Origin of the sequence: Paenarthrobacter sp. NPDC057355, assembly GCF_042667405.1 — a bacterium.
Classification (GTDB): Bacteria; Actinomycetota; Actinomycetes; order Actinomycetales; family Micrococcaceae; genus Arthrobacter.
Map to the genome: position 1 here is coordinate 88,808 of NZ_JBHVAL010000007.1, position 20,034 is coordinate 108,841.

The 20,034-nt window shown below is 63.5% G+C and carries 16 protein-coding genes; 6 read left to right on the forward strand and 10 right to left on the reverse strand.

The annotated features are described in order from the left end of the window. Positions 1–117 precede the first annotated feature (117 nt). The gene (locus tag ACFUOZ_RS10380) at positions 118–1,533 is read right to left on the reverse strand and encodes a PLP-dependent aminotransferase family protein (RefSeq protein ID WP_377547605.1); all 1,416 of its coding nucleotides are present in this window, start codon (positions 1,531–1,533) and stop codon (positions 118–120) included. On the opposite strand from ACFUOZ_RS10380, the gene ACFUOZ_RS10385 reads away from it, so the two are divergent. The 3 genes from ACFUOZ_RS10385 to ACFUOZ_RS10395 are packed head-to-tail and all read left to right on the forward strand — an operon-like array spanning position 1,532 to position 3,541. After that, complete coding sequence (locus tag ACFUOZ_RS10385; protein WP_377547607.1) at positions 1,532–2,464, forward strand: DMT family transporter; 933 nt, start codon at positions 1,532–1,534, stop codon at positions 2,462–2,464. The two genes, ACFUOZ_RS10380 and ACFUOZ_RS10385, sit on opposite strands and share 2 nt — an antisense overlap. A 24-nt stretch (positions 2,465–2,488) precedes the next feature. Continuing rightward, positions 2,489–3,112 carry an FMN-binding negative transcriptional regulator gene (locus tag ACFUOZ_RS10390; protein WP_377547609.1) on the forward strand — a complete coding sequence of 208 codons (624 nt, stop codon included), beginning with the start codon at positions 2,489–2,491 and terminating at the stop codon, positions 3,110–3,112. 9 nt (positions 3,113–3,121) lie between these two features. Continuing rightward, positions 3,122–3,541, forward strand: coding sequence for a VOC family protein (locus tag ACFUOZ_RS10395; RefSeq protein WP_377547611.1), 420 nt, complete (start codon positions 3,122–3,124; stop codon positions 3,539–3,541). Positions 3,542–3,555: 14 nt separating this feature from the next. Here the strand turns inward: ACFUOZ_RS10395 and ACFUOZ_RS10400 are convergent, their stop codons facing one another. Further along, the gene (locus tag ACFUOZ_RS10400; RefSeq protein WP_377547613.1) at positions 3,556–4,071 is read right to left on the reverse strand and encodes a GNAT family N-acetyltransferase; all 516 of its coding nucleotides are present in this window, start codon (positions 4,069–4,071) and stop codon (positions 3,556–3,558) included. Continuing rightward, a complete protein-coding gene (locus ACFUOZ_RS10405; protein WP_377547615.1) occupies positions 4,068–4,538 on the reverse strand; it encodes an SRPBCC family protein in 471 nt (156 codons plus the stop codon). The genes ACFUOZ_RS10400 and ACFUOZ_RS10405 overlap by 4 nt, the downstream gene beginning before the upstream one ends. A 149-nt stretch (positions 4,539–4,687) precedes the next feature. Between ACFUOZ_RS10405 and ACFUOZ_RS10410 the strand changes: the two genes are divergently transcribed. Beyond that, positions 4,688–5,716, forward strand: a complete 1,029-nt coding sequence (locus ACFUOZ_RS10410; RefSeq protein ID WP_377547830.1) for an FUSC family protein — start codon at positions 4,688–4,690, stop codon at positions 5,714–5,716. Between the two features lie 37 nt (positions 5,717–5,753). Then, positions 5,754–6,308, forward strand: a complete 555-nt coding sequence (locus ACFUOZ_RS10415) for a TOPRIM nucleotidyl transferase/hydrolase domain-containing protein (protein ID WP_377547617.1) — start codon at positions 5,754–5,756, stop codon at positions 6,306–6,308. Here ACFUOZ_RS10415 and ACFUOZ_RS10420 read toward each other — a convergent pair. The 5 genes from ACFUOZ_RS10420 to ACFUOZ_RS10440 form a co-directional block, all read right to left on the reverse strand. Then, complete coding sequence (locus ACFUOZ_RS10420; RefSeq protein WP_377547619.1) at positions 6,305–7,084, reverse strand: SDR family NAD(P)-dependent oxidoreductase; 780 nt, start codon at positions 7,082–7,084, stop codon at positions 6,305–6,307. The two genes, ACFUOZ_RS10415 and ACFUOZ_RS10420, sit on opposite strands and share 4 nt — an antisense overlap. Before the next feature lie 147 nt (positions 7,085–7,231). Then, the gene (locus tag ACFUOZ_RS10425; RefSeq protein ID WP_377547621.1) at positions 7,232–9,070 is read right to left on the reverse strand and encodes an IucA/IucC family protein; all 1,839 of its coding nucleotides are present in this window, start codon (positions 9,068–9,070) and stop codon (positions 7,232–7,234) included. Then, on the reverse strand, positions 9,067–9,657 hold the full coding sequence (locus tag ACFUOZ_RS10430; protein ID WP_377547623.1) for a GNAT family N-acetyltransferase: 591 nt from the start codon (positions 9,655–9,657) through the stop codon (positions 9,067–9,069). Before ACFUOZ_RS10430 ends, ACFUOZ_RS10425 begins: the two co-directional genes overlap by 4 nt. Further along, complete coding sequence (locus ACFUOZ_RS10435) at positions 9,654–10,988, reverse strand: lysine N(6)-hydroxylase/L-ornithine N(5)-oxygenase family protein (protein ID WP_377547625.1); 1,335 nt, start codon at positions 10,986–10,988, stop codon at positions 9,654–9,656. Before ACFUOZ_RS10435 ends, ACFUOZ_RS10430 begins: the two co-directional genes overlap by 4 nt. Continuing rightward, positions 10,985–12,547, reverse strand: a complete 1,563-nt coding sequence (locus ACFUOZ_RS10440) for a pyridoxal phosphate-dependent decarboxylase family protein (protein ID WP_377547627.1) — start codon at positions 12,545–12,547, stop codon at positions 10,985–10,987. The genes ACFUOZ_RS10435 and ACFUOZ_RS10440 overlap by 4 nt, the downstream gene beginning before the upstream one ends. Before the next feature lie 276 nt (positions 12,548–12,823). Between ACFUOZ_RS10440 and ACFUOZ_RS10445 the strand changes: the two genes are divergently transcribed. Then, positions 12,824–13,189: a hypothetical protein gene (locus ACFUOZ_RS10445; RefSeq protein WP_377547629.1), complete on the forward strand. Its 366-nt coding sequence runs from the start codon at positions 12,824–12,826 to the stop codon at positions 13,187–13,189. 51 nt (positions 13,190–13,240) lie between these two features. Here ACFUOZ_RS10445 and ACFUOZ_RS10450 read toward each other — a convergent pair whose 3' ends face one another. Beyond that, positions 13,241–13,669, reverse strand: coding sequence for a hypothetical protein (locus tag ACFUOZ_RS10450; RefSeq protein ID WP_377547631.1), 429 nt, complete (start codon positions 13,667–13,669; stop codon positions 13,241–13,243). A gap of 93 nt (positions 13,670–13,762) precedes the next feature. After that, positions 13,763–19,807, reverse strand: coding sequence for a hypothetical protein (locus ACFUOZ_RS10455; protein WP_377547633.1), 6,045 nt, complete (start codon positions 19,805–19,807; stop codon positions 13,763–13,765). Positions 19,808–20,034: the final 227 nt, after the last annotated feature.

Sequence of the window (20,034 nt, forward strand, 5' to 3'; positions counted from 1 at the left end):
CCTGCAACTTCTGCGCAGCGACGCTTACCCAAGCGACACGGATAGTTCGCGGCAGTCCGCCGCCCACTGTAGCCACCAGCCCCAAGGCGCTCTCCTTGGTGCTGGTGGCTACGGGCGTTAAGACCCCAGTTGGGCCGCGACAGCCTTCCCGATAATCCGCGCCCCCTCCGGAAAACGGCCCGGGTTCGGCCCGGCGTAGTTGAGCCTGATGTACGGCCCCTCCGGTTCCGCGGGAAACCACTCGGTTCCGGCTGCGATCAGCACTCCGGCAGCCTCGCAATCCTTGGTGAGCCGGTCGACGTCGAACCCGTCCGGCATCCGGAGCCACAGGTTGAGGCCGCCCTTGGGCAGGTGACTGAGGTGCGCCTGCGGGACGTACTCCCTAAGGCTCGTCACCAGCAGGTCGCGCCGTGACTGCAACTGGTGGCTGAGTCCGCGGAGGTGCGTTTGCCAGCCGGGCTGCGTCACGACGTCGAGCGCGGCCGCCTGCAGCAGGCCGCTGACGTACATCGACTCCGCCGCCTGGGCACCCATTATCCGTTCACGCGCAGGACCGCGCGCGATGATCGCGGCGATGCGGATGGAGGGCGAGACGCTCTTGGTCAGGGAGCGGATATAGACCACGTGCCCCGAGTCGTCCTTGGCGGCAAGCGGAACCGATGGTGAGGTGATGCCGAAATCGTGCGCCCAGTCGTCCTCCACAAGAAAGGCGCCGTGCCGCTGGACGATCCGCAGCACTTCCTCACCGCGCTCCGCGGACCATTGTGCGCCCGTGGGATTCGCGAAGTTGGGCTGTGCGTAGAACAACCGGGCTCCCGATTCCTCGAATGCCCTGTCCAGTTCGTCCGGATCCGGGCCCTCAGGGCCGCTGGGAACCGGGATCACGTTCACACCGGCCTGCCCCGCGGCCAGCAGCGCACCCCAGTAGCTTGGCGACTCCACCAGCAACGGCTGGCCGTGCCCCACCAAGCCGCGGAAGATCGAGCTGAGTCCGCTTTGGCTCCCGGGAAGTACGACGACGTCGCTCGGCTGGGGCGGGGTGACACCCACCGGCGTCGAGGTACTGAGCTCGTGCGCGAACCAGGATTGCAGTTCCGGAATGCCCTGCGCCGGCGGCCGCGATAAGGCCGCGTCACCCCGTGCTGCCCGGGTCAACGCTGCGCGGACCAGCCTTTCCGGGAGGAGCTCGCGGTCGGGATAACCGGAGTGGAAGGCAATGACGTCATTGGAGGCACTCCGCATGGCGGCGGAGTTCAGTGGCTTCGCCGTGTGTGCTGAGCGCAGGGCAGCCGTCTGCCAGCCGTAGTCGGAGGGCCGTGCGGTCCGGTAGGCGCGAACAAAGGTCCCCACGCCTGGTCGGCTCTCAACGAGCCCCTGCGCGGTCAAAGTCCGCAGCGCCTTTTGGACCGTGACAGGACTGGCCTGGTATTCGGCCACGAGTTGCCGGGTGGATGGCAGCTTTACTCCCGGAGCAGCGCCCGCGATCCATTCTTTTAGTCGCAGGACGATCCGGGAACTGCTATCGTTATTCATGAGTCACAATAGTAGCGCTACTCTACTTTCTCAGCCAGTGGTATCCGCCCGTACTTCCAGCGGCGTCTGGTGGGGCCTCCTCGGCGTCGTTGCCTTCTCCTTCACTGTCCCGCTCACGCGCGTGGCCGTGGAGGGGATGTCACCCCTCCTGATTGGAGCGGGTCGGGCAGTGGTGGCTGCCGTGCTCGCGGCCATGGCCTTGGGGTTGACCCGTCAGCGCTTTCCCCGGGGCATTCAATGGTTCCGGCTGGCTGTCGTGGCTGGCGGAATCGTTGCAGGATTCCCTTTGCTGACCACCTTCGCCCTGACCAACACTTCCGCCAGCCATGGCGCCGTCGTGATTGCGCTACTGCCTGCGGCAACCGCGACGATAGCGGTGATCCGTGGCAGGGAACGCCCACGGCCCTTGTTCTGGATTCTCACCGCCGTGGGCGTTGCGGCCGCGTTGGTCTTCGCACTGGTCCAATCAGGCGGTTTCGGTTCGCTCCACTGGGCCGATCTCCTGCTGCTCGGAGCCGTACTCGCAGCAGCCATCGGCTACGCGGAGGGTGGCCTGCTTGCCCGCGAGCTGGGCGCCTGGCAGACAATCTCCTGGGCCTTGATCGTCGCCTCACCCGTAATGATTGTCCTGACGCTGGCAGCGCTTGCTTCCGGACTGCCCCAGGCATCCCCCGTCCAGTGGTTGTCCTTCGCCTACCTCGGAGCGGTGAGCATGTTCCTGGGCTTCTTCGCCTGGTACCACGGACTCGCGATCGGACCCATGGCGCAGGTCAGCCAGATACAACTGGTCCAGCCGGTCATGACCATCACCTGGGCCGCCCTCCTGCTGGGTGAGTCGATGACCTGGACCACTGTGGTGGGCGGACTGGCGGTGATCCTCTGCGCAGGCGCCGCAGTCCGCGTCCGGCTCAACCCGCCGTCGAAATCCTGAAGCGAAACCTGAAGGAAGAAAGCAATGTACACCCCAGCGCATTTCGCCGCCTCTGACCAAGCCCTCACGGCTCTTCTCACCCGCAGCGGCGCCGCCAACCTGGTCACCATGTCCCATGGCGGGTTGCTCGCCACCCTCCTGCCGTTCGTCTACGAACCATCGGTGGGTGAGCACGGCGCCCTTCAGGCACACATGGCCCGCAACAATACCCAGTGGTCCTCCCCCGTTTCAGGTGAGGCACTGATGATCGTTCAAGGGGAGGACGCCTACATTTCGCCGTCGTGGTACGCCTCCAAGGCAGAACACGGCCGGGTGGTGCCAACGTGGAACTACTCCACAGCGCACGTCTACGGAGAGCTTGTTATCCACGACGACGCCGACTGGCTGGGCAGGCACGTCCGTCGCCTTTCGGATCAGCACGAGTCCGGCATGGACCGGCCGTGGTCCGTCGATGAAGCTCCCGAGCGGTTCATCGCCGGGCAGCTGAGGGCGATTGTCGGCGTCGAACTTGTGATTACCCGGGTGGAAGCCAAGACGAAACTCAGCCAGAACCGCACCTCGGCCGACGTCGGTGGCGTCATCGCGGGACTCCGCGCGGCAGGTAAGCCCGCGAGCGCAGCGGATGTGGAACGCGCCCGGACCTCGTAGACTCGGCGCATGCGTGATGAAGCTGCCGAAACCCGTGGCCCCAGGGGATCCATCCACCACCTGGAGATCTGGGTGCCCATCCTTGAGCGCGCCAGGGAAGAGTGGGGTTGGCTCCTGGGGCAGCTCGGCTACGAACCGTTCCAGGAGTGGCCCACGGGGTGCAGCTGGAAGCTCGATGGAACGTATGTGGTGGTGGAGCAGACCGACGCCATAACAGGCACGGCCCATCGCCGGACGGATCCCGGGGTGAACCACGTGGCGTTTCATGCAGGCACCCGCGAGGACGTGGACAGGATCCGGGCGCTCGGAGCGGATGCGGGTTGGTATGAGATGTTTGAGTCGAAGTACCCGCACGCCGGCGGACCGGACCACTACGCCGCCTACCTGCTCAACACTGACAGCTACGAGGTCGAACTGGTGGCTGAATAGCGCGGCCAAAGTAGCTACGTCGGGGGAACGGCCGGGCGCCACATGGCCACCCTCGGCCAACGGGTCAGCCCCAACCCGGCCTCGTGCTCCATAAGGCGTGCCAGCTCCGGACCCCAGCTGCCGGCGTCGAGCACTTCGAACCCAAGGCGCCGGTAGTACGGGGCGTTCCATGGCACGTCCCGGAAGGTGCTGAGGGTCTGGCGCTGCATGCCGTGTCCGCGGGCCCACACCCTTGCGGCGTGCAGCAACTCCCGGCCGAGCCCTTGATGCGCGTAGTCCGGATGGACGCTGACCTGTTCGACGTGGCCCTCACCGTCAACGACGTCCGCCAGCAGATACGCCACCGGATAATCCAGCCCGTCCACGGACACCCAGGCACGTCCGGCGGCGGCGTAGCTGCCCAGCTCCTCTATGGACAGCGGCTCGTCATCGGCCACCGTGTCCATTCCCAGCGTCCGGAAAGCCTGGCCCGCGGCACGTTCGATCTCCTGGAGGATCACCAGGTCGTCAGCGTGCGCGAGCCTGATCATGGTCGGGGGTCCAGCGTCGGCGGCGCTTGGGCCACCAGGAACCCGTTGCGTTTCTCGATGAGGTTCTGAAGATAGCGGCCCAGAACCAGCTTCTCCACGAGGCGGCCCAGCGGACCAAAGGGAGCAGCGAATTCCACGGTGTCCACCATGAGCGTGCCGCTGCCGTCCGGCCGGAACTCATGGGTGTGGCGGAGGTACTTGAAAGGACCCTTCACCTGTTCATCAGTGAACGACGACGGCGCCTCCATCCGCACGATGCGGCTGGTCATGCGGAACCGGACGCCCAAGTGCCAGGCCTGCCAAGTGACAGTTTCACCTTCCGAGATGAGGCCGGTGGTGGTGCCGGCGATGGCCCTTTCGCGGCTCTTTGTCATGGAACCGACATGGGCATCGATGTTCCGTGACAGGTCAAACAACTCCTGTGGCGGCATGCTGGAACGGGTACGGCAGACAAAAACGACGGGCATACCTCGATCTTCCCAGAACTGGCCCTGTTCCGGGCTCCTCGATTCACTACGGGTTGTGACCGGGCTTATGGCGGCTCGGCTGACTGCCCTGATAACTTCGAAAACAAACCCTGAACGATTGGTGGTGTTCGCCCGTGCCCGCACTCCTAATGCATGCCCGCGAACTCCACCGGCTTGGTCCGGCAAACAATGACCGATTGTCCGCCGTCCGTGTCGCCCTGAGCGTTGCAGTGCCGGGGCTCTTCCTGATTCTCGTAGGCCGCCCCGAGCTCATGCTGTATGCCGTCTTTGGCGCCCTGACGGGGATGTACGGCCGCACTGAAAGCCACCAACTCCGGCTCAAACACCAGGCCCAGGCCGCGTTGATCCTCGTTGGCGGCCTGACGATTGGCGTGCTCCTCTCCGTCAACCACATCCATTCGTGGTGGCTGGTGCTGGTAGCCACGCTGTTCGCGGGAGCCGGATCCCTGTATTCGGACCGCGTCCGCCTGAAACCGATCGGACCGTTCTTCGGCATTCTGGCCTTGGGCGCCTGCGCTTCGGTCCCCACCAGCGTCCCGTTCACGACGGCGGTGCTCGTCGGAGCGGCATCGGCCGCCTTTTCGATGGTGGTCGGCTTTGCCGGCTGGTTCCGGCGCCGCACCTGGGTCACTGGAGCCGGCAGGGATCTTCCAGCCCTCCGGGGACCGCTGCGAACAGCCGCCCTTGTCCATGCAGCCCGCTACTCCCTTGCGGTGAGTTTGGCTGGCGCCATTGGCGTGCTCAGCGGAAGCGGACATCCGCACTGGGCCATGGCTGCGGCAGCTGTCCCGCTCGCAGGGGCCGACCTCCCAAGCCGGGTCCACCGCGGTATCCACCGCATCGTGGGGACGTTCCTCGGGTTGGTGGTGGTCGCCGTCGTGCTTTTCCCCACTCCGCTGTCTCCGCTGCAGTACTTTCCGGGCCACGGCGCCGTGGTCCTTGCGGTCGTGGTGATGCTGTGCCAGTTCCCCACGGAGTTGTTCATGGCCCGGCACTACGGATGGGCGATGGTGTTCTTCACTCCGGTGGTCCTGCTGATCGCGCAGCTTGCCGCGCCGATGGATCCGGGTGTGCTGGTGATGGAGCGTGCCATCGAGACCTTTGTGGGTGCCGTGGTGGGGATCGCGGTGGCCGTGGTGGTTCAGCGGCGCCGGTGAGCGCCTGAAACCCTGACACCTGGGCCATACTGGTTCAATGCAGGCGACGACTGTCCTTGTCGAAGGCGAAAGCGACCGCCTGGCGGTCGAGGTGCTCGCCCGTCAATGCGGCCATGACCTGCACGCCGAGCAGGTAACGGTGGTGCCCATGGGAGGTGCCACCAGCATCGTCCGTTTCCTGGAACGCTATGGTCCGGCCGGTGCCAACCATCGACTCCTTGGGCTGTGCGACGAGGGCGAGTCCCGCGGTATTGCCCGTGCGCTGGCCCGCGCCGGAGTAGGTTCGGGACCCTTGGACGAACTCGGCTTCTACGTTTGCCGGGCCGACCTGGAGGACGAACTGATCCGTAGCCTGGGCATCGAGGCTGTGCTGGGTGTGATCGAAGCCCAGGGTGAGCTCGCATCTTTCAGGCTCCTCCAACGCCAGCCCTCGCAGCGTGGGCAACCGGTTCCTGCACAGCTGCGGCGCTTCTTCGGTGGCCGCAGCGGCAACAAGATCCGCTACGCACCCCTGCTGGTGTCTGCCGTGCCCGCGGGGCAGGCGCCCGAGCCACTCACGCGGCTTGTTGAAGCCTTCGCGTGTGGGAGTTAGGGCTCCAGGGGTCGGCGCGGAGGTCCCGACGTCAGCTTGGCCGGCAAGACCCGCGCGAAGAAGCTGACCACTTTGTAGCGTTTGGTGGGGATGGACACGCCCTTGCCCTTGGCGTTGTCCTCCAGACCCTCGCGAACAACCCGTTCGGCCGTCAACCACAGGAAACGGGGGGCCACGGACTTGTCCATGCCCATGCGGTCGTGGAACTCGGTGTGGGTGAAGCCCGGGCAAACGGCAGTGACCTGGACCCCCGACTTCGCGTACGTAATGTTGGCCCAGCGACTGAAGGTTACCTGCCATGCCTTGGCCGCCGAGTACGTGCCCCTGTTTGCAAACGCGGCCACGCTGGCCACGTTGATGATCCGGCCCTTTCCGCGGGCCAGCATTACTTCCAGCGCAGCGTGGGACAACTCCATGGGCGTCTGGACGTGGAGGCGCAAATGGCGGCGTTCCTCGTCCAGGTCGTTGTTCTCGAAGGACTTCAAGAGGCCGATGCCCGCGTTGTTGACCAGCACGTCGACGGGTCGGCCTGCGTCCCTGAGACGGTCGGCAACCGCTGAAACCCCGACGTCGGTGGTCAGGTCCGCGGACAGCACCTCCGCCGAGATACTGAAGTCGCGTTCAAGTTCCTCGGCTTTGTCCTTAAGTCGCTGCCCGTCGCGGGCCACCAGGACCAGGTGGTGCCCGGATTCGGCCAGTTGACGGGCGAACTCGGCACCGAGCCCGGCAGTTGCTCCCGTTACCAGGGCTGTAAGTTCATTGGCTCGAGTGGTCATGCGCCTAGACTAGCGGCCCTCCCAACCAGCGAGCACCCCCACCTCCCCGCTGCACCCCCCCGCACCCCCAACCTCCCCGCGCGAGGTGGCATTTAGTGACAATGTTTAAGCTCCGGATTGTCATCAAATGCCATCTCGGCGGGGCTGCTAGGCGAACTTGGCCAAGGGGTTGGCCAGGCGTCCCGCCATCTGCAGACCGCCGGACGGGTCAGAGATGTCCAGCATCTGCTGGTTGTTCCTCAGTTGCAGGCGGTTGAGGCAAGACAACTCGAAGTCCGCAGCGAACAGATCATGCATGGCGAACTGCTGGGCAAGCTCCGGGTGGCGCTGTTGGTACTCCCGCAGCACCGATGCGGCAGTTTCCCAGAACTCGTCTTCGCGCAGTGTTCCGTCCTCAACGAGGATCGCTGACAGGAATCGGAAAATGCAGTCGAACACGTCGGTGAAGATGGCCAGGACCATTTCTTCCGCCGGGATCTCAGCCTTGATCCGGGAGACGTCCTCCGGGAGTTCAAGCCTGTCCCCCATCACGACGATTTCCTCGGCGATGTCCTTCATGATTGCCCGTACAGGAACACCGTTCTCAAGGATCAGGATGACGTTCTCACCATGTGGCATGAAGGCGAGCTCGTACTCGTAGAGGCAGTGGACCAGGGGAACGAGGTAGGCCTCGAAGTAGCGGCGCAGCCACTCGGTGGGCTCCAGCCCGGAGCGCGCGATGAGGGAAGAAACCATGGATACGCCGGAAGGATCCACGTGCAGCAGCGACGCCATGGTGGCCAACTGTTGCCCGTTCTTGAGCAAGGGCAGCGGACTTTCCCTCCACAAGGCAGAGAGCATCTTCCGGTACGGAGAGCCCTTCGCGGACGCTGCCTCGTAGTAGTGGTTGTGGTAGCCGATGGCCGCAGTTTCACGGATCATGGCCAGGCCCCGGTTCTGGAGCTCCTGGTCATTTCCGATCAGTTCCTGCAGCCAGTCGTTGATGGCCGGCGTTGCTTTCATGTACTGGGGCGAGAGTCCCCGCATGAAACCCATGTTCAGCACCGACATCGCCGTCTTCACGTAGGCCTTCTCCGGGGAGGTGGTGTTGAAGAACGTACGAATGGACTGTTGCGCCTGGTAATCGTCCTCTCCTGTACCCAAATGGACGATGTGGCGCTGTGCGATGTCTGCCGCGAACGTCACTGTGAGCTTGTTGTCCCACTGCCAGGGATGGACCGGCATCAGGAGGTAGTCCTCGGGATCCAGGCCCGAAGCGGAGAGCTCAGTGTGGAACCACGCCAAAGTTGCCGGGCCCAGTTCGGCCTCAAAGTGGGTGCGGTAATCGAGCCCTGCGCTGGAGGTGAAGACGGCTTTCGAGCGGTGCACTGCGATCCACTGCAGCTTCACCGCTGCCCCGGTTTCCGGCGCAAAGGCGTGATAATCCGCAATCCCAAAACCAAGCCGGCCATTGTTGGCTACAAAACATGGGTGGCCTTCGGTCATGCTGTGCTCGATCGCTTGGAAGTCGGCCGCCCGATCCTCCCCCTTGGTCACCCCTGCCACCAATTCGGCCGAGCCGAAGGGCTTGCCCTGCTTGTAGGCGTGGCTGGCCAGGGTGCTGCTGATTTCCTCGAGATAAACGGGCAGCATCTCCTGTTTGATGCCGAGGGCCTCCTGGAATTCTGCGATGAAATCCAAGGCATCTATAGGCAGTTCCTTGCCGTCCCGCAGGCGCGCGATGGACCCTGCCGACACCGACCAATGCTCAAGTTGCAGCACGCGGGCACGGAAACGGTACTCCACGGTGTCGTCGTCGCTGACGATCTTGTACAGGCCCACGCCACCCTCGTCCCGCACCAATTCCGGGACCAGAATGCGCTCGTGCGAGAACTCGGCGATCGCCTTTCGCACCAGGTGCCGGTTGGCAACAGCCCAACGTTCGGGGGTCAGGTGGGCAACGGGTGCCGCCGCTTCTTGGACGGGTGTTTCAATGCTTGTGGTCACAGGGATTCTCCTCTGGTCGCCGCGGCGGGCGCGGCCAGAATCGGGGTCAGGGTGGCCAGGAAATCTGCTCTGGTGCAAAAGCTCAGGAGGGCCTTCTTGTGGTCTTCGGCAGGGTCGACGGCGGGTAGGGTCACCACGCTGTGCGGGCGGAAGCCAACTTTCTCGTTGAGCACATGGATCTTGTGGTTCCGGGCGTCGGGCTCGACGACGACCCGCCGGGTTGCCGGGTCAGCGAACAGTTCGGTCATGACGGCCTGCATGACGGCGGTGGTGTACCCCTTCTGCGGATCGCCGCCGGGTGGGGACACCAGGAGGTGCATGCCGACGTCGCCCGCCTGGACCTCGTAGACGTCCACCAGGGGCGATGATTCCGGGCGATACCGCTCCATAAGGAAGGCGGGGACGCCGTCGTCGAGCCCCAGGAACGCTTGGTGGTGACCAGAGGCGGCGATCTTCGAGTATTCCTCCACAACGTCCTGCTCTGTGGAGGAAACCATGCCCCAAAAGCGCGCGTACTCCTGGCTTACCCAGCTGTGGAGGACGGGTGCGTCGGCCGCGGGGTCTACGGGTCGGAAGGCGAAACTCATACTGCTGCTCCTGCGGTTTCGACTGCCACGGCGGCGGGCGCACCGAACTGCTGGAAGGCAACGCTGCGCTCGATCGGGTAGATCTCGCGGCCCGTGATTTCGCGCAGGATCACGGAGTTACGGTACGCGGCCATACCAAGGTCCGGTGTGACGAAGCCATGGGTGTGCAGTTCCGCGTTTTGGACGAAGATTTCCCCGGGTTCGACGCCGGTTCCGTAGTTGCGTTCGACGTCGAACCGGCCCTTGGCGTCGCGGCGGATGCGGTCATTGATGCCGGCCAGGAAGGCTGGCTCTTTGTAGCTGTAGCCGGTAGCCAGGACCACGGCCTCGGACTCCAGGCTGTAATCACGGCCGTGTTCCTCGTGGTGCAGTTGCAGGGTGTGGTTGCCCGTGGCCGGGTCCCAATCAGCAGCGGTCAATGACGAGTGCGTGTGCAGCTGCGTGTCCACCATGCCGGAGAGGCTCTTGGTGTAGAGGAGATCGTAGATGTCATCGATCAGGTCCGAGTTGATGCCCTTGTACAGGTTCTTCTGGCTCTTGATCAGGGAATCGCGCTGCTCGCCCGGGAGCGAGTGGAAGTAGTCGACGTACTCCGGCGACGTCATCTCGAGCGTGAGTTTGGTGTACTCCAGAGGGAAGAAGCGGCCGGAGCGGGTGACCCAGTTGAGCTGGTAACCGTAGACGTCGATCTCCTGAAGGAGTTCGTAGTAGAGCTCGGCCGCGCTCTGTCCGCTGCCCACAATTGTGATGCTGCGCTTGGACTGCAGCTCACTCTTCCTCGACAGGTAGTCGGCGTTGTGGAGGACCAGTCCCCCGGCCTCGACTATCCCTGCACAGGAGTCCGGAACATACGGAGACGTGCCGGTGCCCAGGACCAACTTGCGGGCGTGAAGCACCTCAGCACCATCCGGGCCCTGCACCGAAAGCCGGTACACGCCGTCGTCGTAGCTTACATCCAGCACATCCGTGCTAAAACGGACCGATTCCAGCTGGCCGGCCACCCACTGGCAGTACTGGTTGTACTCGGCGCGCAGCGGGTAGAAGTTCTCGCGGATATAGAAGCGGTACAAGCGGCCGGTCTGCTTCAGGAAGTTCAGGAACGAGAAGGGCGACGTCGGATCTGCCAGGGTCACGAGGTCCGCCATGAACGGAACCTGCAAGTGCGCCGGCTCAAGCATCATGCCGGGGTGCCAGTCGAAGGATTCGCGGCGGTCAAGGAACACGCAATCCAGGTTTTCCAGCGGCTCGCTCAGCGCGGCAAGCCCAAGATTGAAGGGCCCGACGCCGATGCCCGCGACGTCGTAGATCCTGCCGTTGCTGGGGGTGCTCATGCTGCGGCCTCCGTAGTGTTTGCAAGGAGGCTGGCGCCGGTCCTGCGGATAAGTTCGATGATTTCCTGAATGTCCCTCAGGGAGGCCTCGGCGTTGAGGAGGGTGAATTTGAGGTAATGGCGTCCGGCCACTTTGGTGCCGGCCACCACAGCCTCGCCGGAGGCGAAGATGGCGGAGCGGATGGCGGGGTTGAGGGCATCTGCGGCGGCGGCGTCGAGCTTTGAACCGTCAACCAGAGGCCGGTAGCGGAACACCAGGGTGCTCAGCTGGGGCGCTGCGGCAAGCTCAAACTCTGCGTCCTCAGCAAGCAGCGAGCCCACGCGGCCCGTCAGGTCGATCGCTTCGTCGAAGAGTGCGCCTATGGCATCGGCACCCATGATGCGCAGAGTGAGCCACAGTTTGAGGGCATCGAAGCGACGGGTGGTCTGGATGCTCTTGTCCACCTGGTTGGGGATCTCGGCCTTGGCTGCGCTTTCCGGGTTCAGGTAGTCGGCGTAGTAGGTGACGTGGCCCAGCATGGCACCCTGCCGGACCAGCACCGCGCTGGAGCTGACCGGCTGGAAGAACGTTTTGTGGAAGTCGACGGTTACGGAGTCGGCCAAGTGGATGCCGTCCAACAGATGGCGGTACCGGCCCGATACCAACAGGCCTCCGCCGTAGGCTGCATCCACATGGAGCCAGGAATCGTAGGCGCGGACCAGTGCCGCGAGCTCGGACAGCGGATCCACTGAACCGAAGTCCGTGGTCCCGGCGGTGGCCACAACCGCCATCGGCACCAGTCCGGCGTCGTGCGCTTCAGCCAAAGCAGCCGCGAGCGCGGTGGGGTCCATGCGGTGGTCTTCGGCGGTGGGGACCGCAATCACGGCGTCGAAGCCAAGGCCCAGCATCGATGCGGACTTCTGGATGCTGAAGTGGCTGTCCATGGAAGTGAAAATGCGGAGCCGGTCCAGCAGGTGCGGCAGGCGGGCTTCCGGGTTTCCTGCGCGGAGTTTGGCCACTGCATGGTTGCGGGCGATCAGCAGCGCCTGGAAGTTGGACTGGCTGCCGCCCGAAGTGAAGACGCCGTCAGCCTCTGCCGTGAAGCCGATGCGCTCCGCTGTCCAGTCGATGAGCCGGCGTTCGATCATGGTGGCTCCGGCACTCTGGTCCCAAGTGTCCATGGAGGAGTTCACTGCGGAGAGCACGGCCTCGCCGACCAGAGCCGGGATGACCACCGGGCAATTCAGGTGCGCCGCGTAGCGGGAATCATGGAAGTAGATGGAGTCCTTGAGATAGAGCTCGTCAAGCTCCTCCAGGGCGGCGGCAGTGTCTGGCAGCGGACGTTCGAGGTCCACAGCGCCGACCTTCGCCTTGAGCTCTGCATGCCCGACGCCGGTGAACGGCTGGGCGGTCCGCTGAACCTTCGTGGAGACGGCATTGACTCCCTGAAGGACCTGCGCCACGTAGCTGGGCGAATTCCGTGCGTTGAACAGCTGGTTGGTGGCAGCGAGGGCCAGCTCCACTTTGGAACCAAAATCCGGCTCCTGAGCTATCCGCTCTTCGACACTGGGTGATGTCACGTCAGCTTCCTTCCGTTTGCGTTGGGGCGCTTATTAGCAAGGCAAGCCTTACTTAGGTAACCCTTTCCGTCAAACTTTTGTGACCTATTTCGCTTGGAAGGCGGTTTCTCGCGGTTCTGCTGCCCAATCCTGCGTCATTGACTTTCTTTGCGGCCAAGTTAGGTGGAAAATACCGTCCCTTTTTGGCCACAGACTGTCCGGTTTCGGCCAGACGGGAACCCGGCGGAGCCGAGGAGTAGAGTGCTAGGACAAACCCGTCAACGGTTGGGGGACCCTTTGAAAGACCACGTCCACGAACGGATCGGCTTCCGCGAAATCGATGAGCAGGGCAACGCCATCCCAGCAGTGAGCCCCCACGTTCCCGAGGTCGCCGACCCGCCCCGGGCACGCCTGGTCGTGAACCCGTTCATCATTGCCCTCTGGGTTCTGGACGCATCGTTGATGTGGTTGGGCCTGTGGGCCATATCGACGGCGGCGGGCGGCATGATGGGTCCGCAGCCCTACCAGTCTGCCGAGTCGGCGCAATTTACCTACATGATGCTCTCGAATGCGCCTTATGCCCTTTTGGCGGCTGTTCTCATGACGGCAGCCCTGCTGTTCTGGCATGCGAATCAGTGGCAAAAGAAGCGGCTCATCAGGTAGTTGTTCCTGGTGAGCCGCTTCTCTGTTGTGCGTGCGGGGCGTGCCTTGCAGCTAGAGCACAGCAGCACCAAGAACGCATTTGATGTCCTTGGCCGGTTTGGTCACTTCTGCGGTGGCCGTCCAATCCAGCGACTTGCCGGCCTGTACATCCTTGAAGGTCTGCTCGCCGTGGGCAAGCACGGCTGAAGTACTCGGGTCGACCCAACTGACAGTGATCTTGACTGCCCCCTTGGTGCCTGCTGGAGGAGTCACCGTACCCTTGGCGGCGACCTTTCCAGGTGCGGTGTCGCAAGAGGTCATGGTGGTGGCCTGGATGATGCCCGTGCCCGGGTTGGCCGGTTTTGCCTCGCCTGTTGTGGCGGCCTGTGTTGTGGTCGTCGACGGCGGGTTCCCCGCTTGATTGCTCTCCGGCGAAGAGCAAGCGGAGAGTGCTGAAGCTGCCACCAGCACGCCAACGAAGCACACGACTGGTTTCTTCATGTGATGGCTCCCTGGATCTTTCGTGATGTGGAAATGAACGGACGAATGCGCGGTAACCGGGCGGTTGAACCCGGCTACCGCGCACTCTGCTACCTAGACCTCAGAACGCTTGCGGCGTCCGACGAGGAACAGGAAGACACCCGCACCAACCACCAGCAGGCTGATGGGCAGGACGGTGAGAACAACACCAGTGCTGGCCAGCGACCCTCCGGAGCCAACCTGTGACCCTCCGGAGCCGCCCTGTACTGAGTCATCAGCCGGCGGAAGGGTCACCACAGCGGTTGCAGGTGGCGTCTCTACCGAAGGTCCCTTCGGCGGAACACCCGTCGCAATTGCCGTGTTGGCGACCTTGCCTGCGTTGATGTCGGCCTGGGTGATGGCGTACGTTGCCGAAGCCGTCACTGACTGGCCGGGCAGCAAGGTACCCGCGGTTCCGGGCCAGGTGTAGACCAAGGCGGACAGACCAGGCATACGATCCTTGACCTCAACGTCCCTCAGCGCCACATTCCCGGTGTTCTTTACCGTGAAGTTGTAGGTGATCAGATCGCCCACGTGGGCGGGATCGCCAACCGCTGAAGCGTCAGCCTTCTTGGTGAACTCCAGTCCAGCTGCAGGGGTCAACGGGGTATCCGTGGTTCCCGGAGGCGGCGTGACCGAAGGACCGGTAGGAGGAGTTCCCGTAGTGGTCGCCGAGTTGGCCACATGGCCGGCCTCGATGTCCGACTGGGTGATGGCGTACGTTGCCGTAGCCGTCACCATCTGTCCGGGCAGCAGGGTTCCCGCAGCACCGGGCCAGGTGTAGCTCAGTGCCGACAGACCAGCCAGAGGGTCGTCGATGGTGACATTGGTCAGCGTGACGTTTCCGGTGTTCTTGGCCGTGAACGTGTAGGTGATCTGGTCGCCTACCTTGGACGGGGAATGAACCGCGGACGCGTCAGCTGTCTTGGTGAACTCCATGCCCGGTGCTGGGGTCAACGGGGTGTCCGTTTCGCCCGGAGGAGGCGTGACCGCAGGACCGGTAGGCGGGGTGCCCGTGGTGGTTGCGCTGTTGGCAACGTGACCGGCGTCGATATCCGCCTGGGTGATGGCGTACGTTGCCGTAGCCGTCACGGTCTCACCGGGCAGCAGGGTTCCTGCAGCACCAGGCCAGACGTAGGTCAAAGCCGAGAGGCCCGCCAGGGGGTCGTCGATGATGACGTTGGTCAGCGTGACGTTTCCGGTGTTCTTGGCCGTCAACGTGTAGGTGATCTTGTCGCCTGCCTTTGACGGATCCTGGAGTGCCGAGGCGTCTGCCGACTTGGTAAACGTCATCGCCGGGGCCGGGGTCAACGGGGTGTCCGTCGTTCCCGGAGGAGGCGTTACGGCAGGACCAGTGGGCGGAGTGCCCGTGGTGGTCGCGCTGTTGGCCACGTGGCCGGCGTCGATGTCCGCCTGGGTCACTGCATACGTTGCCGTAGCAGTCACCGTCTGGCCCGGAAGCAGCTCGCCGGGGGTGCCCGGCCAGGTGTACGCCAGGGCTGAAAGACCAGCCAGCGGATCCGTGATGGTGACATTCTTCAGCGTGACGTTACCGGTGTTCTTGGCCGTGAACGTGTACGTGATCTTGTCGCCGGACATGGTGGGGATCTGGATGGCCGAAGCATCAGCCGTCTTGGTGAACTCCATGGCCGGAGCCGGAGTCAGCGGAGTGTCCGTCGTTCCCGGAGGAGGCGTCACAGCAGGACCAGTGGGAGGAGTACCCGTGGTGGTCGCACTGTTGGCAACATGACCGGCGTCGATATCCGCCTGCGTAACCGCGTACGTGGCAGTAGCCGTCACGGTCTCGCCGGGCAGCAGGGTTCCTGCAGCGCCGGGCCAGACGTAGCTCAATGCCGAGAGGCCAGCCAACGGATCGGTGATGGTTACGTTCTTCAGCGACACGTTTCCGGTGTTCTTGGCCGCGAACGTGTACGTGATAACGTCGCCCACCTTCGTGGGGTTCTGGACCGCCGAAGCATCAGCCGTCTTGGTGAACTCCATCGCCGGAGCCGGAGTCAACGGAGTATCCGTGGTTCCCGGAGGAGGCGTTACCGCAGGACCGGTAGGCGGAGTACCCGTGGTGGTTGCCGAGTTGGCGACATGGCCGGACTCGATATCCGCCTGGGTAACCGCATACGTGGCCGTAGCCGTCACGGTCTGGCCCGGAAGCAGGGTTCCTGCGGTGCCCGGCCAGGTGTACGCCAAGGCAGACAGGCCAGCCAGCGGATCCGCGATGGAAACGTTGGTCAGCGTGACGTTGCCCGTGTTCTTCGCGGAGAACGAGTACGTGATCACGTCGCCCACCTTGGTGGGGTTCTGGACCGCCGAAGCATCGGCAGTCTTGCTGAACTCCATGGCCGGTTTGGGGGTCAACGGAGTATCCGTTGTTCCCGGAGGAGGCGTTACGGCAGGACCAGTGGGCGGAGTGCCCGTGGTGGTCGCGCTGTTGGCCACGTGACCGGCGTCGATATCCGCCTGCGTGATGGCGTACGTTGCCGTGGCAGTCACGGTCTCGCCCGGAAGCAGCGTGCCCGGGGTTCCCGGCCACGTGTAGTTCAAGGCGGACAAACCGGCCAGCGGATCCGTGATGGAAACGTTGGTCAAGTCCACGTTGCCGGTGTTCTTCGCGGTGAAGGTGTACGTGATGATGTCACCCACCGTCGAAGGATCCTTGATGGCAGAAGCGTCGGCCGTCTTGGTGAACTGCATTGCCGGAGTCGGGGTCAACGGGGTGTCCGTCGTTCCCGGAGGAGGCGTCACGGCAGGACCAGTGGGCGGAGTACCCGTGGTGGTGGCCGAGTTGGCAACATGGCCGGCGTTGATGTCGGCCTGGGTGATGGCGTACGTAGCCGTAGCAGTCACGGTCTGGCCCGGCAGCAGTTCGCCCGCCGTGCCCGGCCAGGTGTATGCCAAGGCAGACAGACCAGCCAGCGGGTCGGTGATGGAAACGTTCTTCAGCGTGACGTTGCCGGTGTTCTTCGCGGTGAAGGTGTAGGTGATGATGTCACCGACCACCGACGGATCGTGGATCGCCGAGGAGTCGGCGGACTTGGTGAATACCATCGCCGGACCAGGGGTCAACGGGGTGTCCGTGGTTCCCGGCGGAGGCGTAACCGCAGGACCCGTGGGCGGAGTGCCCGTGGTTGTTGCGGTGTTGGCAACATGACCGGCGTCGATATCCGCCTGCGTGATGGCGTATGTCGCCGTAGCCGTGACGGTCTGACCGGGCAGCAGCTCTCCTGCAGTACCGGGCCAGGTGTAAGCCAGCGCCGAGAGGCCTGCCAGAGGATCGGTGATGGAAACATTCTTCAACGTGACGTTGCCGGTGTTCTTTGCCGTGAAGGTGTAGGTGATGCGGTCACCTACAACTGACGGGTTCTGGATACCGGAAGCATCTGCCGACTTGGTGAATGTCATTGCCGAAGCCGGGGTCAACGGAGTGTCCGTGGTTCCCGGAGGAGGCGTCACAACAGGACCAGTGGGCGGAGTACCCGTGGTGGTCGCGCTGTTGGCGACATGACCGGCGTCGATATCCGCCTGGGTGACTGCGTAGGTGGCAGTGGCAGTAACGGTCTGTCCGGGCAGGAGGGTTCCTGCGGTGCCCGGCCAGGTGTATGCCAAGGCAGACAGACCAGCCAGCGGATCCGTGATGGAAACGTTGCTCAGCGTGACGTTGCCCGTGTTCTTGGCCGTGAACGTGTATGTGATCACGTCACCAACCTTGGAGGGGTTCCCGACAGCGGAGGCGTCAGCTGACTTGCTGAATTCCATGGCCGGACCGGGAGTCAACGGAGTATCCGTTGTTCCCGGAGGAGGCGTTACGGCAGGACCAGTGGGCGGAGTGCCCGTGGTGGTAGCCGCGTTGGCGACATGACCGGCATTGATATCAGCCTGCGTTACCGCGTATGTTGCCGTAGCGGTTACAGTCTGGCCCGGAAGCAGTTCACCTGCGGCACCCGGCCAGTTGTAGGTCAACGCTGAGAGGCCTGCCAAGGGATCGTTGATGGAAACGTTGGTCAGCTTCACGTTGCCGGTGTTCTTGGACGTGAACGTGTAGGTGATGATGTCGCCAACAGCAGACGGGTTCTTGATTCCGGAAGCATCTGCAGACTTGCTGAATTCCATGGCGGGGCCAGGGGTCAACGGAGTGTCGGTAGTGCCAGGCGGAGGTGTGACTGGTGGGCCGGTCGGAGGATTACCCGAGGTGGTGGCTGCGTTGGCTACGTGACCTGCATCGATATCCGCTTGCGTGGTGGCATATGTGGCCATCGCAGTGACTGTCTCGCCAGGAAGCAACGTGCCCGGAGTACCCGGCCAGGTGTATGCCAGCGGTGAAAGCCCTGCCAGGGGATCGTTGATGGCAACACCCGTGAGGGTGACGTTTCCGGTGTTCTTCGCCGAGAACGTGTATGTGATGACGTCCCCTACCTGCGCTGGCGACTGGACGGCGGAGGCATCCGCAGACTTGCTGAACTCCATCCGCGAAACCGGCAGGGCCGTGTTGGTCAGCACACAGCTGATGTCCGCACCGGCAACTGGGGTCAACGCGAAGGACTGGTCGAAAGCGGCCCCGGAGGGAAGCCCCTGCTGGAGGCCATTGGCGTCCGTGCAGGTGATCGATTGATCGTAATCAGCCAGGTTGGAGGCAGATTCCGTCAGGTAGTACGTGGTGGCGGTGTCGGCAACATATTTGCCGGTAACGCCAGTACCCGCGTTAACCGTGGAGCCCGTTCCAGCAGTGGTGGAATTGGCCGTGTTGTTGACCACTGCTCCGGTAGCCGAACCGGCGTGGATCGCCATGGTGAACTGGTCCGAATCAACCAGACGGGGGGAGTTCAGGGACTTGCTCAACTCAATGCGCGGAGCCTTCACCACCAGAGTGGCGTCTGCCGGCGGGTTGAGGTTGGTCTCGATGTTCGCAGGACCATTAACGTAGGTACCCTCGGCATCTGCGGTGACATCCACGGTAATGGTGCAGGATGCCATGCCCTTGGCCAGGTCTCCGCCGGTAACGGCAATGACGTTGCTTCCCGCGGCCGCGGTGGTGGCCAACGGGTTACCCGCAGACTGGACACATGTGCCGCCGATGTTCGGCGTGCCGGCTACTTTAAGTCCGGCAGGCAGGGTGTCAGTGATGGACCAGTCGTCCTTGGCGTTGAGTTCGCTGGTGTTCGTCACGGTCAGCGTCAGCGTGGAAGACTGCCCCGGGCCAACCAGCGCCGGCGAGAACGACTTGTCCAACTGGGGCGTTACGTCCACCAGGCGCACATTGTCAAAAGCACCGTCGTTGCCGTTGGAGGTGCCGTTGTTGTTCCACATCTCAAGTCCCAAAGAGGCGCCCGTTGACTGGAAAGCCTGGTTGGTCAGCATGGAATTGATGTTGATCGTCTTGGTGATCGTGCCAAAGACACCGCCGACGTCGCTTGTAACCTGCTGCTGATAGGCCTGGACGTTGGGATCGGACGTCGCCTGGCAGCCGTTCACCGGGTCACCGATGGGAGTCACGGTTCCGTCCGCGTCAATGCGGGCGAATTGGTACGACGGATCGGCACTGACTGCCATGCAGTTCATGAAAGCCGTGTCCACACCGAAGGTGTAGTAGTGGCCGGCGGTGGTGGCAAGCGGATTGGCCGTCTTGAACATCACGCCGTTATTGGGTCCGGCGGGGAGAATGGCGCAGAAGCCGCCAGCCGTATTGTTGGAGAGGCACTCCGTAAAGGAGCTGGTGACGTGGTTCGTGTCGGGTGAGCTTGGGGTGAACTGTTGTCCCATGCCCAGGGCCAGCATGCGAAGATGCTGGTAGCTGCGACGTGTGTCGACGTCGGCGCAGCGGTTGTCGGTACCGGATCCTCCGGCGCCGGAGATAGCCCACGGCGGAGTGTCGGTGTTGTCATAGCTCAGGATGACGCCATTGCAACGGATACCGTTGATCCAGCTCGGCGACCCTGTGTACGTCTGCCCGGTGGCACCTACGTACGTGGTGGAACCCGCCGCCGAGTATGACTGCGCGCCGAGGGCGGTGTTGTCGGTCCCGTTTTCAAAGTCTTCGGTGAAGACGACCGTTCCAGGCTGCGTAACTCCTGGTGTCCCGGGAACTGTGGCCAGGGATGGTGGCGCCAAGGCACCGCCCACCCCCAGGGAAATTATCGCTGTAGCGAGTACACCCGCTAACAGCTTTCGTGGACGTGAATATCTCATGGGCTCTCTTGCCTGTTTGGATCACCCGGGACCGGTCAAGCACGGAATTCCCCGCGTGATGCTGTGGATGCGAAAGGCTGCTGCCAGTGAACATGTGCATCTCTATAGCGATTCATGACGCAGAATTTCGATATTTTTCGCGGACCGGC

What these genes read in the sequence shown, in the direction of transcription:
- ACFUOZ_RS10385 (WP_377547607.1), top strand. Translation starts at nt 1,532, where the DNA reads ATGAGTCACAATAGTAGCGCTACTCTACTTTCTCAGCCAGTGGTATCC.
- ACFUOZ_RS10380 (WP_377547605.1), bottom strand. Translation starts at nt 1,533, where the DNA reads ATGAATAACGATAGCAGTTCCCGGATCGTCCTGCGACTAAAAGAATGG.
- ACFUOZ_RS10390 (WP_377547609.1), top strand. Translation starts at nt 2,489, where the DNA reads ATGTACACCCCAGCGCATTTCGCCGCCTCTGACCAAGCCCTCACGGCT.
- ACFUOZ_RS10395 (WP_377547611.1), top strand. Translation starts at nt 3,122, where the DNA reads ATGCGTGATGAAGCTGCCGAAACCCGTGGCCCCAGGGGATCCATCCAC.
- ACFUOZ_RS10400 (WP_377547613.1), bottom strand. Translation starts at nt 4,071, where the DNA reads ATGATCAGGCTCGCGCACGCTGACGACCTGGTGATCCTCCAGGAGATC.
- ACFUOZ_RS10405 (WP_377547615.1), bottom strand. Translation starts at nt 4,538, where the DNA reads ATGCCCGTCGTTTTTGTCTGCCGTACCCGTTCCAGCATGCCGCCACAG.
- ACFUOZ_RS10410 (WP_377547830.1), top strand. Translation starts at nt 4,688, where the DNA reads ATGCATGCCCGCGAACTCCACCGGCTTGGTCCGGCAAACAATGACCGA.
- ACFUOZ_RS10415 (WP_377547617.1), top strand. Translation starts at nt 5,754, where the DNA reads ATGCAGGCGACGACTGTCCTTGTCGAAGGCGAAAGCGACCGCCTGGCG.
- ACFUOZ_RS10420 (WP_377547619.1), bottom strand. Translation starts at nt 7,084, where the DNA reads ATGACCACTCGAGCCAATGAACTTACAGCCCTGGTAACGGGAGCAACT.
- ACFUOZ_RS10430 (WP_377547623.1), bottom strand. Translation starts at nt 9,657, where the DNA reads ATGAGTTTCGCCTTCCGACCCGTAGACCCCGCGGCCGACGCACCCGTC.
- ACFUOZ_RS10435 (WP_377547625.1), bottom strand. Translation starts at nt 10,988, where the DNA reads ATGAGCACCCCCAGCAACGGCAGGATCTACGACGTCGCGGGCATCGGC.
- ACFUOZ_RS10450 (WP_377547631.1), bottom strand. Translation starts at nt 13,669, where the DNA reads ATGAAGAAACCAGTCGTGTGCTTCGTTGGCGTGCTGGTGGCAGCTTCA.